The organism is Janthinobacterium sp. PSRC1-1 (genome assembly GCF_049897525.1).
In the GTDB taxonomy this organism is placed as follows: Bacteria; Pseudomonadota; Gammaproteobacteria; order Burkholderiales; family Burkholderiaceae_D; genus Janthinobacterium; species Janthinobacterium tructae.
In genome coordinates, this window is record NZ_JAFCWK010000005.1 from 343730 (window position 1) to 359386 (window position 15657).

13 protein-coding genes are annotated in these 15657 nt (G+C 65.7%); 12 read left to right on the plus strand and 1 reads right to left on the minus strand.

The genetic code is table 11. The features are described 5' to 3' along the window. Positions 1–16: 16 nt before the first annotated feature. Positions 17–907, minus strand: a complete 891-nt coding sequence (locus ACP7DW_RS13355; protein WP_426055548.1) for a LysR family transcriptional regulator — start codon at positions 905–907, stop codon at positions 17–19. Between the two features lie 85 nt (positions 908–992). Here ACP7DW_RS13355 and ACP7DW_RS13360 point away from each other — a divergent pair, with 85 nt between their 5' ends. The 12 genes from ACP7DW_RS13360 (at position 993) to ACP7DW_RS13415 (ending at position 15607) form a co-directional block, all read left to right on the plus strand. Further along, a complete protein-coding gene (locus tag ACP7DW_RS13360) occupies positions 993–1979 on the plus strand; it encodes an aldo/keto reductase (RefSeq protein WP_426055547.1) in 987 nt (328 codons plus the stop codon). A gap of 130 nt (positions 1980–2109) precedes the next feature. After that, a complete protein-coding gene (locus tag ACP7DW_RS13365; protein WP_426055546.1) occupies positions 2110–2955 on the plus strand; it encodes a CheR family methyltransferase in 846 nt (281 codons plus the stop codon). 1 nt (position 2956) lies between these two features. Continuing rightward, the gene (locus tag ACP7DW_RS13370; RefSeq protein ID WP_426055545.1) at positions 2957–3565 is read left to right on the plus strand and encodes a chemotaxis protein CheB; all 609 of its coding nucleotides are present in this window, start codon (positions 2957–2959) and stop codon (positions 3563–3565) included. A 106-nt stretch (positions 3566–3671) separates the two neighbouring features. Next, entirely contained in the window at positions 3672–4796 is a 1125-nt protein-coding gene (locus tag ACP7DW_RS13375) for a hybrid sensor histidine kinase/response regulator (protein ID WP_426055544.1), read from the plus strand. Continuing rightward, positions 4793–8191 (plus strand): PAS domain S-box protein, encoded by a 3399-nt coding sequence (locus tag ACP7DW_RS13380; RefSeq protein ID WP_426055543.1) that lies wholly within the window; start codon positions 4793–4795, stop codon positions 8189–8191. Before ACP7DW_RS13375 ends, ACP7DW_RS13380 begins: the two co-directional genes overlap by 4 nt. Positions 8192–8238: 47 nt before the next feature. Continuing rightward, positions 8239–8637 (plus strand): MAPEG family protein, encoded by a 399-nt coding sequence (locus ACP7DW_RS13385; RefSeq protein WP_099762835.1) that lies wholly within the window; start codon positions 8239–8241, stop codon positions 8635–8637. A gap of 160 nt (positions 8638–8797) precedes the next feature. Continuing rightward, positions 8798–9838, plus strand: coding sequence for a ligase-associated DNA damage response exonuclease (locus ACP7DW_RS13390; RefSeq protein ID WP_426055542.1), 1041 nt, complete (start codon positions 8798–8800; stop codon positions 9836–9838). Beyond that, a complete protein-coding gene (locus tag ACP7DW_RS13395) occupies positions 9831–11462 on the plus strand; it encodes an ATP-dependent DNA ligase (protein ID WP_426055541.1) in 1632 nt (543 codons plus the stop codon). Before ACP7DW_RS13390 ends, ACP7DW_RS13395 begins: the two co-directional genes overlap by 8 nt. Continuing rightward, positions 11459–13924: a ligase-associated DNA damage response DEXH box helicase gene (locus ACP7DW_RS13400; protein ID WP_426055540.1), complete on the plus strand. Its 2466-nt coding sequence runs from the start codon at positions 11459–11461 to the stop codon at positions 13922–13924. The genes ACP7DW_RS13395 and ACP7DW_RS13400 overlap by 4 nt, the downstream gene beginning before the upstream one ends. Then, positions 13921–14595, plus strand: coding sequence for a ligase-associated DNA damage response endonuclease PdeM (gene pdeM / locus ACP7DW_RS13405; RefSeq protein ID WP_426055539.1), 675 nt, complete (start codon positions 13921–13923; stop codon positions 14593–14595). The genes ACP7DW_RS13400 and pdeM overlap by 4 nt, the downstream gene beginning before the upstream one ends. 193 nt (positions 14596–14788) lie before the next feature. Next, positions 14789–15160, plus strand: a complete 372-nt coding sequence (locus ACP7DW_RS13410) for a KGG domain-containing protein (protein ID WP_426055538.1) — start codon at positions 14789–14791, stop codon at positions 15158–15160. A 174-nt stretch (positions 15161–15334) separates the two neighbouring features. Then, a complete protein-coding gene (locus ACP7DW_RS13415) occupies positions 15335–15607 on the plus strand; it encodes a hypothetical protein (protein ID WP_298401829.1) in 273 nt (90 codons plus the stop codon). The last annotated feature ends 50 nt before the right edge of the window (positions 15608–15657 follow it).

The window sequence follows — 15657 nt, forward strand, 5'->3', positions numbered from 1 at the left end:
TGTTCACGTGCGGCGTTCACTTTTGCAGATGTTCCAGTCCCAGCTGGCGCAGCAGGGGCAGGGCCGCATGGCCGTGCTCTTCGCGCCAGGCCAGGCCGATGCCGGCCGCCAGCTCCTCGCCCTCCAGCAATGGCCGGTAGGCCACGCCAGCGAGGCGCAGCGCGCGGAACGAATCGGCCAGCAGCGCCATGCCCTTGCCGGCCGCCACATCGCTGAGCAGCACATGGTGGTCCACGGCTTCGCGCAGGAACGCTGGCGCGAAGCCATGGCGGCGAAATACCTGCTGGCAATGGTCGAAGAAGGCGGGCTGGCGCGCCCGTTCGAACCAGTAAATCGGTTCTGCCGCGATGTCGCTCAGACTGAGCTTGCGCTTTTTCGCCAGCCGATGCCCTGCGGGCAGGGCCAGCATCATGGGCTGGCGTGCCAGCGGCTGCACGGCCAGCTCGAAGGTGGCGCTCGGCAGCGCAAGCAGGGCAGCATCGAGCTGGCCCTTGCGCACGGAGGCCACCAGGCGCGGCGACGGTGCCGCCGTCAGTTCCAGGCGCATGGCGCCCAATTGCTTGTCCAATGCCGCCAGCAGGGGGCGGAACAGGCCCGCTTCCACCGAACTGGTCAGGCCCAGGCGCAGGCGCGCGGGCGCGCTGTCCTGCCGCAGTGACGCTTGTGCGCTATCCAGCAGATCGAGGATGTGCAGCGCCTGCGGCAGCAGGGTGCGGCCCGCCTGCGTCAGGGCCACGCCCTGCGTGTCGCGCTCGAACAAGCGCGTGCCCAGCCGCTCTTCCAGCAGCCGGATGGCGCGCGACAGGGGCGGCTGCGTCATGTGCAACTGCTCCGCCGCCTGGCGGAAATTCAGGCAGCGGGCGACGGCGCAAAACAGGCTCAGGGCATGCGTATCGAGGGGTCTCATACCAGAAAGGTATCACGAAATCGCACATTCCCCCGCCAGCCGGCGCGGCCTAGACTGGCCGTCTTGACACGTGATGGAGATCAACATGCAACAACGACGCATCGGCCATAGCGGCTTGAGCAGCTCGGCACTGGGCCTGGGCTGCATGGGCATGTCGGAATTTTATGGTGCCACGGACGAGGCGCAATCGCTGGCCACGCTGGAAGCGGCGCTGGCGGCGGGCGTGACCCTGTTCGACACGGCCGACGCCTACGGCTTCGGCCACAACGAACAATTGCTGGGACGGTTTTTGGCCAGCCATCGCGGCCAGGCCCTGGTCGCCACCAAGTGCGGCCTGGCGCGCGAGGCGGGCAGCTATGCGCGCCGCGTCGACAATTCCCCTGCCTACATCCGCCAGGCGTGCGAGGCGTCGCTGGCGCGCCTGGGCGTGGAGGCCATCGACCTGTTCTACCTGCACCGGCTGAACCTCGATACGCCACTGGAAGAATCGATGGGGGCGCTGGCGCGACTGCGGCAAGAAGGAAAAATTCGCGCCGTGGGCCTGTGCGAAGTGAGCGCCGCCACCTTGCGGCGCGCGGCGGCGCTCTGCCCCGTGGCGGCCGTGCAGAGCGAATATTCGCTGTGGACGCGCGAACCGGAACAGGGCGTGCTGGCCGCCTGCCGCGACGTGGGCGCCAGTTTCTTTGCCTACAGCCCGCTGGGGCGCGGTTTCCTGACGGGCGCCATCGCCGATGCGGCCAGTCTCGACGCGGGCGATTTCCGCCAGTTCAATCCCCGTTTCGCGGCCGACAACCTGGCGCGCAACCAGGCCATCGTCGCGCATGTCCGGCAACTGGCGCGCGCGAAAGGCTGCACGCCGGCCCAGCTGGCGCTGGCCTGGCTGCTGGCGCAAGGCGATGACATCATTCCCATCCCCGGCACCAAGCGCATCGCCTACCTGCATGACAACCTCGGCGCGCTGGCCGTGCGGCTGGACGCGGCCGACCTGGCGGCGATGCACGCCGCCTTTCCTCTGGGCATGGCGGCGGGCGCGCGTTATACGGACGAGGGCATGAAGGGCGTGGATGCCTGAAAAAAAGTGGGCTGAGCGTACGCCAGCGTACCTAACTGGCGCTTTAGCTGCGCGATACTCCCCGGTGATCTGCTAGCATTCCCGCTGGCCCCATGCGCCCGCCAAGTGGTGCGGGGCCGGGGGATGCAGCATGGATAGAAGGGTGGATGTCAAATTGCTAGATGATGATATTTTCGATATCGAACTGAAATTATTGCTTGAGGGAATACTGCTGCGCTATCAGCACGATTTCCGCGATTATTCGGTGGCGTCGTTGCGCCGGCGCATGCGCCAGGCCATGGAGCGCTTCGGCTGCGCCAGCCTGTCGCAATTGCAGGACCGCATCTTGCACGAACCGGCCATGTTCGCGCAGATGCTGCAGTTTTTCACGGTGCAAGTGAGCGAGATGTTCCGCGATCCCGCGTATTTCCGCGCCTTGCGCGAAAAAGTCGTGCCCGTCCTGCACACCTATCCCTCCATCAAGATCTGGGTAGCCGGTTGCAGCAGCGGCGAAGAGGTGTGGTCGCTGGCCATCTTGCTGGAAGAGGAAGGCTTGCTGGAGCGCTGCATGATTTATGCGACCGACATCAATGTCGAGGCGCTGGCCGCCGCCGAAGCGGGCATCTATTCGGTCGAGCGCATCGCCCAGTTCAGCGAGAACTACCAGCTGGCCGGCGGCAAGCGTTCGCTGTCCGACTATTACACGGCCGCCTACAAGGGCGCCATCTTTGACCGGCGCCTGCGGCGCCAGTTCATCTTCGCCGACCATAGCCTGGCGACGGACAGCGTGTTTTCGGAGGTGCACATGGTTTCCTGCCGTAACGTCATGATTTACTTCAATAAAGACTTGCAAGACCGCAGCCTGGGCCTGTTCCACGAAGCGCTGGTGAACCGTGGCTTCCTGGGCCTGGGCATGAAGGAAAGCCTGCATTTCAGCCGCCACTCTGCCAGCTTCAACGAGCTGAGCCCGGCTGAACGCATCTTCCAGCGTGCCTGACATGCTGCCGACCTGCGACGTGGCGCCGCCGCCCGCCGGCCTGCGCCTGATCGCCATCGGCGCCTCGGCCGGCGGCGTGGAGGCGCTGGGCATCGTGCTGCGCGCCTTGCCCGCCACCTGCGGCGCGGCCGTGGTGGTGGTGCTGCACCTGGCGCAGGGGCGTTCCAGCAAGTTGCCGCAGCTGTATGCGGCGCGCTGCGCGCTGCCCTTGCGCGAAGCGCAGGACAAGGAACCGCTGCAAGCCGGCGTCGTGTATTTCGCCCCGCCCGATTACCACCTGCAAATCGAACCCGATGGCTGTTTTTCCCTGTCGCAGGAAGCGCCCGTGTATTTTTCGCGCCCGTCCATCGATGTCTTGCTGGAAACGGCCGCGTATGCCTACCGGCGCGCCATGCTGGCCATCATCCTGACGGGCGCCTCGGCCGATGGCGCGGCGGGACTGGCGCGCGTGCGGCAACTGGGCGGCGCTGCCTGGGTGCAAGATCCACAACGGGCCAGTTGTGGCATCATGCCGGCCGCCGCGCTCAAGTTGGCCGGCGCCGACCGCGTGCTCGATTTGCCGCAGATGGCCGCCAGCCTGGCCTTGCTCGGTGATGGCGAACACAAGTGAATGGGAGTGGGGCAGTGCGTGTAATATATGTGAGAATTGAAACAATGTTGATGTTCATATCGAAACACGATGGCATCTTGCCGTTGCGATGCCTGAAGATGATTCCGTGACCGCTCCTATCCATATCCTCGTCGTTGACGACATCGCGCAAAACCTGGTCGCCGCCGAAGCCGTGCTGGCACGGCCCGGTATTGTGATCCTGAAAGCAAGTTCGGGCGCGCAAGCGCTGGAACTGCTGTTGACGCATGAAGTGGCCCTGGCCCTGATCGACGTGCAAATGCCGCAGATGGACGGTTTTGAATTGGCCGAACTGATACGCGGCAGCGAACGCACGCGCGGCATTCCCCTGATTTTCCTCACGGCCGCGTCGCGCGAACCGAGCTACAGTTTCCGTGGTTACGAGGCGGGCGCCGTCGATTTCCTGTACAAGCCTATCGACGTGAAAGCCTTGCAAAGCAAGGTGGCGGTGCTGGTGCAGCTGTTCCAGCAAAAGCGCGAATTGTCGTCCCAGCTCGATGAACTCAAGCATGCGCTGCACCTCAATGAACTGTTCACGGCCGTGCTCGGCCACGACTTGCGCACGCCGCTGTCGGTGGTGATGAACGGCGCCATGCTGTTGCCGATGATGAGCGACCACCCGAAGGTGATCGTCACGGCGCAGCGCATCGAAAGCAGCGCCAAGCGCATGGCGCGCATGGTCGACCAGTTGCTGGACCTGGCGCGCATCCGTTCCGGCACGATGGAGTTACGCAGCAGCACGCATGACTACCTGGCGCTGGCGCGCGCCATCGTCGAGGAATGCGAGACGGCCGGCCAGGCCCCGCTGGTCGAAGTCAGCAGTGTCGGCGAGCTGCACGGGCAATGCGATGCGGGTTTGCTGTCGCAAGTCATCTCGAATCTCTTGTGCAATGCCATCACACATGGCGAGGCGGGCACGCCGGTGCAACTGGCCCTCGACGGGCGCGCCGCCGACTGCATTGAGCTGCGCATCGCCAACCGTGGCGTGATTCCCGCCGCCTTGCTGCCGACCCTGTTCGAACCGTTCCAGCAAGCGGGCGAGAAGCGCCGGACGGGGCAGGGCCTGGGACTGGGCCTGTACACGGTGAACATGTTCGTCAAGGCCCACGGCGGCACGCTCGAGCTCAGTTCCACGGCCGCGCAGGGCACGCTGGCGACGGTGCGCATCCCGCGCCAGTGCCAGGTGCGCGTGCAAGCGGGACTGGCCACATGAGCGCGCCAGCCTGGCCGTCCGGCGGCGGCAGCATGGGCGAACTGGTGCGCCAGCACGACTGGTCTTCCACCAGCCTGGGCGCGCTTGAGGGCTGGCCCGCCCATTTGCGCACCAGCGTCGATATCATGCTCAATTCGCCGATGGCGATGGTGCTGATGTGGGGCCCGCAGCACGTCATGATTTACAACGACGATTACATTCCGATCGCCGGCGCGCGCCATCCGGCGGCGCTGGGCGGCACGGTGCCCGCCGTCTGGCCCGAAATCTGGGACTGGAACGCGCGCATCCTCGCAGCGGGACTGCGCGGCGAGACGCAGGTGCACCGCGAGCGCTGTTTGCCGCTGTTGCGTGATGGAAAACCGACGGATGTTTATTTCGACCTGTTTTATGCGCCCGTGCATGGCGCCGACGGCCAGGTGGACGGCGTGCTGTGCACGGCGCTGGAATTGACGGCGCGCATGGAAGAGGGGCGCCAGCTGAAGCTGGCCACGGCCGAGCTGGGCCAACTCAACACCACCTTGCTGGCGGAGAGCGAGGCCGTGCGCGCGGCCAACCGCCGCCTGGGCGAGGAGCGCGCGCTGCTGCGCGCCCTGTTCCAGCAGGCGCCCAGCTTCATGGCCCTGCTGCATGGGCCGCAGCATGTGTTCGAGCTGGCGAATGAACATTATCTGCGCCTGGTGGGGCACCGCGATTTACTGGGCAAGACTGTCGAATCGGTCTTGCCTGAAGTCAAGGAACAAGGCTTCATCGAACTGCTCGACCAGGTCTACCGCACGGGTGAACCTTACGAGGGGCGCCAGGTCAAAGTGGATTTGCAGACGGCGGATGGGCGCACTTGCCAGCGCCAGATCGATTTCGTGTACCAGCCCATCAAGGATGACGAGGGCGTGGTCACGGGCATTCTGGTGGAAGGCATCGATGTCACCGAGCGCATGGAAGGCGAGGAGCGCTTGCGCCTAGCCCAGCAGGCGGGCGGCATCGGCACCTTCGAATGGTTCCCCGAGACGGGCGCGATGCTGGTGTCGCCTACCTTCCGCCGCCTGTGGGGTCTTGCCGACGAGGCGGAAGTGACGGAACGGCTGCTGGTGAGCCTGGTCGATGCACGCGACCAGCAAAAGGTCGGACCCAGCAAACTGGACCTGACGCCCAATCCCCTCGAATACGTGGAATACCGCATCCGCCGCCCTGCCGACGGCGCGTTGCGCTGGATTGCGCGCCAGGGCGAGGTGGTGCCCGGCCGCATGCCGGGCCAGCGCCGCTACGTGGGCGTTTCGTTCGACGTGACGGAGCGGCGCCAGATCGAGGATGAGCTCCACGCCAGCCAGGAGCGCATGGCAGCCATTTTCGGCCAGGCCTCCGTGGGCTTGTCCGAGCTGGGCCTCGATGGCCGTTTTCAGAGGGTTAACGGGGCCCTGTGCCGCATGCTGGGCCGCTCGGCCGAAGAGCTGCTGAGCCTGAACATGAACGACATCATGCATCCGGCGGATGTGCCCGGCAACAGCGTACTGTTCCGGCGCCTGGTGGAAACGGGCGAGTCTTTCTCGCTGGAAAAACGCTATTTGAAGCCCGACGGCTCGCAGGTGTGGGTGTCGAGCAATGTCAGCCGTCTGCTGGACGAGCAGGGTCATACGCGTTCCCTGATCGCCGTCAAGACCGATATCACGGACCGGCGCCGCGTGGAAAAAGCGCTGCATGAATTGAACGAAACGCTGGAACACCGTGTCGAACAGGAAGTGAATGAACGCACCAAGGCCGAGGAGGCCTTGCGCCAGGCGCAAAAGATGGAAGCCGTGGGCCAGCTGACGGGCGGCATCGCGCACGACTTCAACAACGTGCTGCAAATCATCTCCGGCAATTTGCATTTGCTGCACCACCTGACGGGCTCGGATGGCCTCATGCGCCAGCGCCTGGACACGGCGATTGCCGCCGTCGAGCGGGGCGCCAAGCTGTCGTCGCACCTGCTGGCGTTTGCGCGGCGTCAACCGTTGAAACCGGTGGTGGCCGACCTGGCCCGCGTGGTGCGCAATATGGATGCGCTGCTGCGGCGCGCCATGGGCGAAGCGATCGACATCGTGCTGGTGGGCGGCGGCGGGCTGTGGAACACCCTGGTCGACCGCAGCCAGATCGAGAACGTCATCCTGAACCTGGCCATCAATGCGCGCGACGCCATGGATGGCGCGGGCAAGCTGACCATCGAGCTGGGCAGTGTCGTGCTCGACGAACAGTATGTGCACAAGCTGGTCGATGTGCCGGCGGGCCAGTATGTGATGCTGTCGGTGACGGACACGGGCCGCGGCATGAGCGGCCCCGTGCTGCAGCGCGCGTTCGAGCCGTTTTTCACCACCAAGCCGGAAGGCGCGGGCACGGGCCTGGGCCTGTCGATGGCGTATGGTTTCGTCACGCAAAGCCGCGGCCATATCCGCATCTACAGTGAACCTGGCGTGGGTACGGGAGTCAAAATCTATTTGCCCCGTTCCCTGATGGCCGAGGCGGACGAGGAGCTGGAGTTGAGCGGCGTCGTCACGGGCGGCACGGAAACCGTACTGGTGGTGGAAGACGACGTGGGCGTGCGCACCACCGTGGTCGACATGCTCGGTGCGCTCGGCTATACGGTGCTCAAGGCTGAAGATGGCGAAAGCGCGCTGGCCGTGCTGCACAGCGGCGCGCAGATCGACTTGCTGTTTACGGACGTGATCATGCCAGGTCCCGTCAGCAGCACGGAGATGGCGCGCCAGGCGCGCGAATTGCAGCCCGATATTGCCGTCTTGTTTACCTCGGGCTACGCGCAGGATGTGATCGTGCATGAGGGCAGGCTTGACGCCGGCGTGGAATTGCTCAGCAAGCCATACCGGCGCGAAGAGCTGGCGCGCAAGCTGCGCCATGTGCTGGCCAACCGCCAGCAGCAAATGCGTGCGCGTCAGTTTGAACGGTCCGGCGCGCCGGTGGCCGGCTCTCCGGCAAGCGGCAGCACGGCGGCCAGCGTGCTGGGTGGCGGTACGCCGGGGCTCGACCTGACTGGCCATGCGCCCGAACCACAGGGGGACATGCCGACATCGATGAAGATACTCGTGGTGGAAGACAATCTCGATTCCCAACTGATGGTGTGCGAACTGGTGGGCATGCTGGGCCACACGGTCAGCGGCGTGTCCGATGGCGAGGCGGCGTGGAAATTGCTCAACGAGCAAGACTTCGATATCCTGTTTACCGATGTCAGCCTGCCCGGCATGTCCGGCATCGCGCTGGCACGCATGGTGCTGCGCGATAAACCGGACATGCGCATCATCTTTTCCACGGGCTATGGCAAGGAATCGATGGATGAACTGGGCTTTTCCGCCAGTGTCTTGCGCAAGCCGTATGATTTGACGGAATTACAAGCGGCACTCGACCAACCCTGACGGGCGCGCGCCGGCACGGCTTGCCTATCCCATCCACAGAGGTAAAGATGACTCCTGAACTGACCATGCTGGGCTGTACTTTGGTGCTGGCGCTGGTGCAAATCCTGCTGCCCGCGCTGTTTCGCACGCGCGAAACGGGCACGGCGTATAACGTCAGCGCGCGCGACGGCGACGGGCCGCCCGTGGGCAAGATCACGGGCCGCTTGCAGCGGGCCCAGGCGAACTTGTTTGAAACCTTGCCCCTGTTCGCCGCCGCCGTGCTGATCGCCCACGTGACGGCGCAGGAAAGCGCGCTGACCCTGTACGGCGCGGCCCTGTACCTGGCCGCCCGCGTCTTGTATTTGCCCCTGTACGCGTTTGGCGTGCCCGTCGTGCGTACGCTCGTGTGGTGCGTGTCGATTGCCGGCTTGCTGATGCTGTTCTGGGCCATCCTGTTCGCTTCCTGAATTCCAGGTCGCCACCGCCTTTCCGGAAAACACCACGCGCACCTTCATGGCCGAGTTTGTCATCCCCGCATCAGACCATGGTGCGCTGTCGAACAGTGATCTGGCGCAAGAGCGCTAGAATCAGCCCATTCCAATGCGGTTTTTACGTGGGGAGCGGGACATGGCAGACATGGTGGTGGTGCGCAAGGAAGGCTTGTACTGTGTGCCGGGTCAGTTCTACATCGACCCGTGGCGTCCCGTCGAGCGCGCCATCATCACGCATGCGCATGCCGACCATGCGCGCGTCGGGCACCGGCATTACCTGTGCGCCGCGCCGGGCGAGCAGGTGTTGCGCGCGCGCCTGGGCGCCGTGTCCATCCAGTGCCTCGCCTATGGCGACAGCATCGCACACCATGGCGTGCAAGTGTCGCTGCATCCGGCCGGCCACGTGCTCGGTTCGGCCCAGGTGCGCATGGAATATGACGGCGCAGTATGGGTGGCGTCGGGCGACTACAAGCTGCAGCCCGATCCCACGTGCGCGCCGTTCGAGCCCGTGCGCTGCGACACTTTCATCACGGAATCGACCTTCGGCCTGCCCATTTACCGCTGGCAGGCGCCGCAGGAAGTGTATGACGACATCAACCAGTGGTGGCGCAGGAATGCGGCAGAAGGGCGCACCAGCGTGCTGTTCTGCTATGCCTTCGGCAAGGCGCAGCGCATCCTGGCGGGGCTGGACGCCGGCATCGGCCCCATCATCTGCCATGGCGCGGCGCAGGCCTTGACGCAGGTCTACCGCGAATCCGGCGTGGCCTTGCCCGCCACCGTCATGGTGGATGAGGTGACGGACAAGGCGGCGCTGAAGACGGCGATGGTGATCGCGCCGCCATCGGCGGCCGGTTCGCCGTGGATGAAGCGCTTCGGCGATTACAGCGATGCGTTCGCCAGCGGCTGGATGCTGCTGCGCGGCGCGCGGCGGCGGCGCGGCGTGGACCGGGGTTTCGTCCTGTCCGACCATGCCGACTGGCCCGGCCTGATGCAGGCCATCCGGGCCACGCAAGCCGAGCGCATCATCGTCACGCATGGCGCGATTCCCGTGATGGTGCGCTGGCTGCGGCAAAACGGCTGGCAGGCGGGCGGCTTCGAGACGGAATATGGCGATGACGAGGCTGATGACGGTGCGCTTGGTGCGACCACGGCGGCGGGGGACGTCGCCCATGCGTGACTTTGCCCGGCTGTACGCGGAGCTCGACGAGACCACCTCCACCAGCCGCAAGCTGGCGGCGCTGCAAGCCTATTTCAGCGGCGCCTCGCCCGAGAACGCGGCCTGGGCCGTGTATTTCCTGGCCGGCGGCAAGCCGCGCCAGGCCGTGCCCACCAAACTGCTGCGCGAGTATGCCACCGAACGGGCGGGCCTCGATGCCTGGCTGTTCGACGAGGCGTATCACGCCGTGGGCGACCTGGCCGAAACCATCGCCCTGATCCTGCCCGCGCCCGTCAGGCGCAGCGACATCGGTCTGGCCGAGTGGGTCGAGCGGCGCATCGCGCCCTTGCGCGGCGCCGCGCCCGACACCATCCGCGCCGACTTGCTGGCCTACTGGGACGAGCTGGAAACGCGCGAACGTTTTTTACTCATCAAGCTGATCGGCGGCGGCTTTCGCGTGGGCGTGTCCAAACTGCTGGTGACGCGCGCGCTGGCCGCCATCGCCGCCGTCGACAGCAAGCTGATCGCCCAACGCCTGATGGGCTGGACCGATGGCAAGGTCAGCCCCACGGGGGCGGGATTTTTGAAACTGATCGCCGCGCCATCGGAGGGCGAACACGCGTTGCGCGGCGGCCAGCCTTACCCCTTCTTCCTGGCGCACCCCTTGCCGGCGGAACCGGCGGCACTGGGCGACATCGGCGCCTGGCTGGTCGAATGGAAATACGACGGCATGCGCGCGCAGCTGCTGCGCCGCGACGGCGTGAACTGGCTGTGGTCGCGCGGCGAGGAATTGATCACGGAGCGCTTTCCCGAACTGGCGCAACTGGCCTTGCCCGAGGGTACCGTGCTCGATGGCGAAATCCTCGTCTGGCAGCCGGGCGACGTGCCGGCGCCATTTGCCGACTTGCAACAACGCATGGGCCGCAAGAGCGTGTCATCCAAGCTGCTGGCCGAGCTGCCCGCCGTACTGGTGGCCTACGATATGCTGGAAATGGATGGCGTGGACGTGCGCCAGTTGCCCCAGCTGGAACGGCGCGCGCTGCTGGAAAGCATCGTGGCGCAGGTAGATGCGCCCGCGCTGCGCCTGTCGCCACGCATCGCGGCGGCAGGCTGGGACGCGCTGGCGGCCATCCGCGAGGAATCGCGGGCGCGCGGCGTGGAAGGGATGATGCTCAAGGCCGTCTCGGCCGCGTATGGCGTGGGCCGCACGAAAGACGTGGGCACCTGGTGGAAGTGGAAGATAGACCCGTATGCCATCGATGCCGTGCTGATCTACGCCCAGGCGGGCCACGGCCGGCGCGCGTCGCTGTACACGGACTACACGTTTGCCGTATGGGATGAAGACGGGGGGGAAGAACGCAAGCTGGTGCCGTTCGCCAAGGCGTATTCCGGCTTGACGGATGCGGAAATCGCGCAAGTGGACGCGGCCATCCGCAAGACGACGATCGAAAAATTCGGCCCCGTGCGCAGCGTGCAGCCGACGATGGTGTTCGAGATCGGCTTCGAAGGCATCGCCGCCTCCGGCCGCCACAAGGCGGGCATCGCCGTGCGCTTTCCCCGCATCTTGCGCCGGCGCGAAGACAAGACCATCGCCGACGCCGATACCCTGGCCACCCTGAAGGCCATGCTGGCCCAGACCACATGAGCAAAAGCATGCTGGCGCAGCGCATCGACGCGTGGTTTGCCGCGCGCGGCTGGACGATTTTTCCCTTCCAGCGCGCGGTCTGGCGCGCTGGCGCGCAGGGCAAGTCCGGCCTGCTGCATGCGAGTACGGGGTCCGGCAAGACGTATGCCGTCTGGTTCGGCGCCTTGCTGCGCGCCGAGCGCCTGGCGCGCAAGGGGAAAAGGCAGGGCTTGCGCGTGCTGTGGATCACGCCCATGCGGGCGCTGGCGGCCGACACCGTGCGCGCCCTGCAAGCTTCTGGCGCCGAGCTCGCTCCCGGCTGGCGCATCGAGGCGCGCACGGGCGACACGAGCGCCGCGCAGCGGGCACGGCAGGCAAAGGCCTGGCCCGAGATACTCGTGACGACGCCGGAAAGCCTGTCCCTGATGCTCAGCCAGGCGGACGCGCAGGAACGCTTCAGCCTGCTGGAAAGCGTGATCGTCGACGAGTGGCACGAATTGATGGGCAGCAAGCGCGGCGTGCAAGTGCAGCTGGCGCTGGCCCGCCTGCGCCGCTGGCAGGAAAACCTGATGACGTGGGGCCTGTCGGCCACCCTGGGCAACTTGCGGCAAGCGCAGGACGTCTTGCTGGGCGAGCAAAACGCCGGCGTGCTGGTGGAAGGCAAAATTAAAAAACGCATCCTTGTCGACAGCCTGATTCCCGTCAACCCGACGCGCTTTCCCTGGGGCGGGCATCTGGGCATCCAGATGCTGCAGCCGCTGATCGCCGAGATCGAGGACAGCGCCACCACCCTGGTGTTTACGAATACGCGTTCGCAGGCCGAGCTGTGGTACCAGCACCTGCTCGATGCGCGGCCCGACTGGGCGGGCCTGATCGCGCTGCACCACGGTTCGCTGGACCGCGAGGTGCGCGAGTGGGTCGAGCAGCACCTGAAAACGGGCGAGCTGAAAGCCGTCGTGTGCACGTCCAGCCTGGACCTGGGCGTCGATTTCCTGCCCGTCGAACGCGTGCTGCAGGTCGGCAGCGCGAAAGGCATCGCGCGCCTGGTGCAGCGGGCCGGACGCAGCGGCCATGCGCCGGGACGCATTTCGCGCGTCACCCTGGTGCCCACCAACAGCCTGGAATTGCTGGAGGCGGCCGCCGCCCGCGCTGCCCTGGCGCAGGGCCACCTGGAAGCGCGCCCCGTGCCGGACAAACCGCTCGATGTGCTGGTGCAGCACCTGGTGACGATCGCGCTGGGCGGCGGTTTTGCCTCGCCCGCGCTGTACGAGGAAGTGCGCGCGGCCTGGTCGTATCGCCACCTGAGCCTGGAAGAATGGCAATGGGCGCTCGACTTCGTCGCGCGCGGCGGGCAAAGCCTGACCGTGTATCCGGAGTACCGGCGCGTGCTGCCGGACGAACAGGGCGTGTACCGCGTGCCGGACGTGGCGCTGGGGCGGCGCCACCGCATGAGCATCGGCACCATCGTCTCGGAGGCGGCGATCCAGGTCAAGTTCCTCGGCGGCGGACGGATCGGCAGCATCGAGGAATCGTTCATCGCGCGCCTGAAGCAGGGCGACCATTTTCTGTTCGGCGGACGCATCCTGGAATTCGTGCGCGTGCATGAAATGACGGCGTATGTCCGGCGCGCCACAGGCAGCCGCGGCGCCGTGCCGCGCTGGCAGGGTGGCAAGATGCCGCTGTCGTCGGAACTGGCGCACGCCGTGCTGGACCAGTTGCAGCTGGCGCAAGAAGGGAAGGCCAGCGGACCGGAAATGCGCGCGCTGGCGCCGCTACTGGCCATCCAGCAGACATGGTCCAGCCTGCCTACGCGCACCAGCCTGCTGGTGGAAACCTTGTCCAGCCGCGAAGGCCAGCACCTGTTCGTGTATCCGTTTGCCGGTCGCTCCGTGCACCTGGGACTGGCATCGCTGCTGGCCTATCGCATCGCGCGCGTGCAGCCGGCCACCTTGTCGATCGCTGTCAACGATTACGGCTTTGAATTGCTGGGCGCGGAGGACATCGCATTTGCGCCGCTGCTGACGGGCGCCAGCGGCGCCGATATTGCCCTGTTCAGCACGGACAACTTGCTGGAAGACGTGCTGGCCAGCCTGAACGCGACGGAATTGTCGCAGCGGCGCTTCCGTGAAATCGCCCGCATCGCTGGCCTCGTATTCCAGGGCTATCCGGGCCAGCCGAAAAGCGCGCGCCAGTTGCAGGCCTCGTCCTCGCTGTTCTTTGAAGTGTTCCGCAAGCACGATGCGGCCAATTTGCTGCTCACGCAGGCGCAGCGCGAAGTGCTGGAACAGGAGCTGGAACTGACGCGCTTGCGCGCCACCTTGCGCGAGTTGCATGGGCGGCAGATTGCCCTGCAAGCGTTGCAGCGCGCCTCGCCATTTGCCTTTGGCCTGATGGTCGAGCGCTTCCGCGAACAGCTGACGACGGAAAAGCTGTCGGACCGGGTGGCGCGGCTGGTCAGCGCGCTGGAAAAGGCGGCCGCATGAGCGGCCTGCGCCCAGCGCACTGCGTGGTGGAACTGGCCGGTGAACAGCTGTGGCTGCTGGCGTCCAAGGCCATCTATTGGCCGGCGCGCAAGATGCTGATTATCGCCGACATCCATTTCGGCAAGGCGGCCGCGTTTCGTGCGCTGGGCGTGCCCGTGCCGCGCGGCACCACCACGCAAAACCTGCTGGCGCTCGACACCTTGCTGGCAAGTTACGCTTGTGAGGAAATCGTCTTTCTCGGCGACTTTCTGCACGCGCGCGCCGCGCATGCGGCCGCCACCGTGGCCGCCATGCTGGCCTGGCGCGCGCGCCATCGGGACGTGCGCCTGACGGTGGTGCGCGGCAACCACGATGCGCATGCAGGCGATCCGGCCGCCGCGCTGGGCATCCGCATGGTCGATGAACCGCACAGCGTCGGCAAGCTGTCGTTCTGCCATCACCCGGATACCGTGGCGCCCGGCTATGTGCTGGCCGGTCATGTGCATCCCGTGTTTCACTTGCGCGCTGATGGGGACGGCCTGCGCCTGCCGTGTTTCCTGCTGGGGCCATCGCACGCCATCCTGCCCGCGTTTGGCGCCTTTACGGGCGGCCATGCGCTGCGGCCTGCCGCTGGCGAGCGCGTGTATGTGACGGCCGACGCGGCGATTTTTCCGCTACCCGCCAACTGCTGAGTGTTTGGTACTTTTGGTGGAAAATTAATAGTAACTGCGCCACCAGGGGCGGGACTCATCCTACATGCGCTCTTGCCATCCTCCTATTTCTTGCGCCCCATGTGCGCACTAAGATGAGGGTTCCCTTGCCATGCGAGGGGGAAGAATTGCATGGTTTTCACTGTTTCTGATTCCATCGATCAAGGAGATCATCATGGCCACATCGAGCGACAATAAACAGCAAGGTAGTAAAACCAGTAGCGGCAGCGGCAGCGGCGGCAACAAGCAAAGTGATACCAGCAAGCGTGGCTTCGCTTCCATGGACCCCGCCCAGCAGCGCGAAATCGCCAGCGAAGGCGGACGTGCCGCGCATGAAAAGGGCACGGCCCATGAATTCACGTCGGAAGAGGCGCGCCGCGCAGGCAGCCAAAGCCACAAGAACGATGCCAGCCGGCAAAGCGCCGCCAGCTCCGGCGGGTCGCGCGAGCATGCCAGCATGACCCAGGAAGGCAACCGCGACAGTGGTAACAAGCAAAGCGGCGGCTCAGGTTCAGGGGCGGGATCGTCCGGTTCGCGCAACAAGTAAGGGGACGCAGTAGCTAGGCGCGTCTGGCCGGCGGGAATCGCGCATTGCCGCCGGCCAGCCGCAAAATTTTGATGCAATGCAGCAGGCATGCACTATGATGAAATAGCGGCGCTGGCGACGGCCAAGCCGCAGTCAATCTGCAATCGACTCGCACTCACGATCAGGGGGAAGATGATGGGTAACTCCACTACGCCGCAGCCCGGCAATCGACACGGCGGCACGCCGTCCATGCCGTCCACGCCGGGCAACAAGCAAAGCACGGCCGAGTCGGCCGAGAACTTTGTGCTGGTCGATAGCGAGCAGGGTCTCGATATCGGCGATGATCTGTTTTCCATCGGCGAAGTACGGCGCGCCGACCGCTTGCCGCATCATCAGTCCGGTTCCGCCGGGCAGAGCCGGCAGAGTGCCGACGATGCACCCGACACCACGGGCAGTACTGGCGTCTGAGCTGCCTTTCTTGCTTGCCTGATCACCCCCGCAGGGTCAGCCGTCAGGCG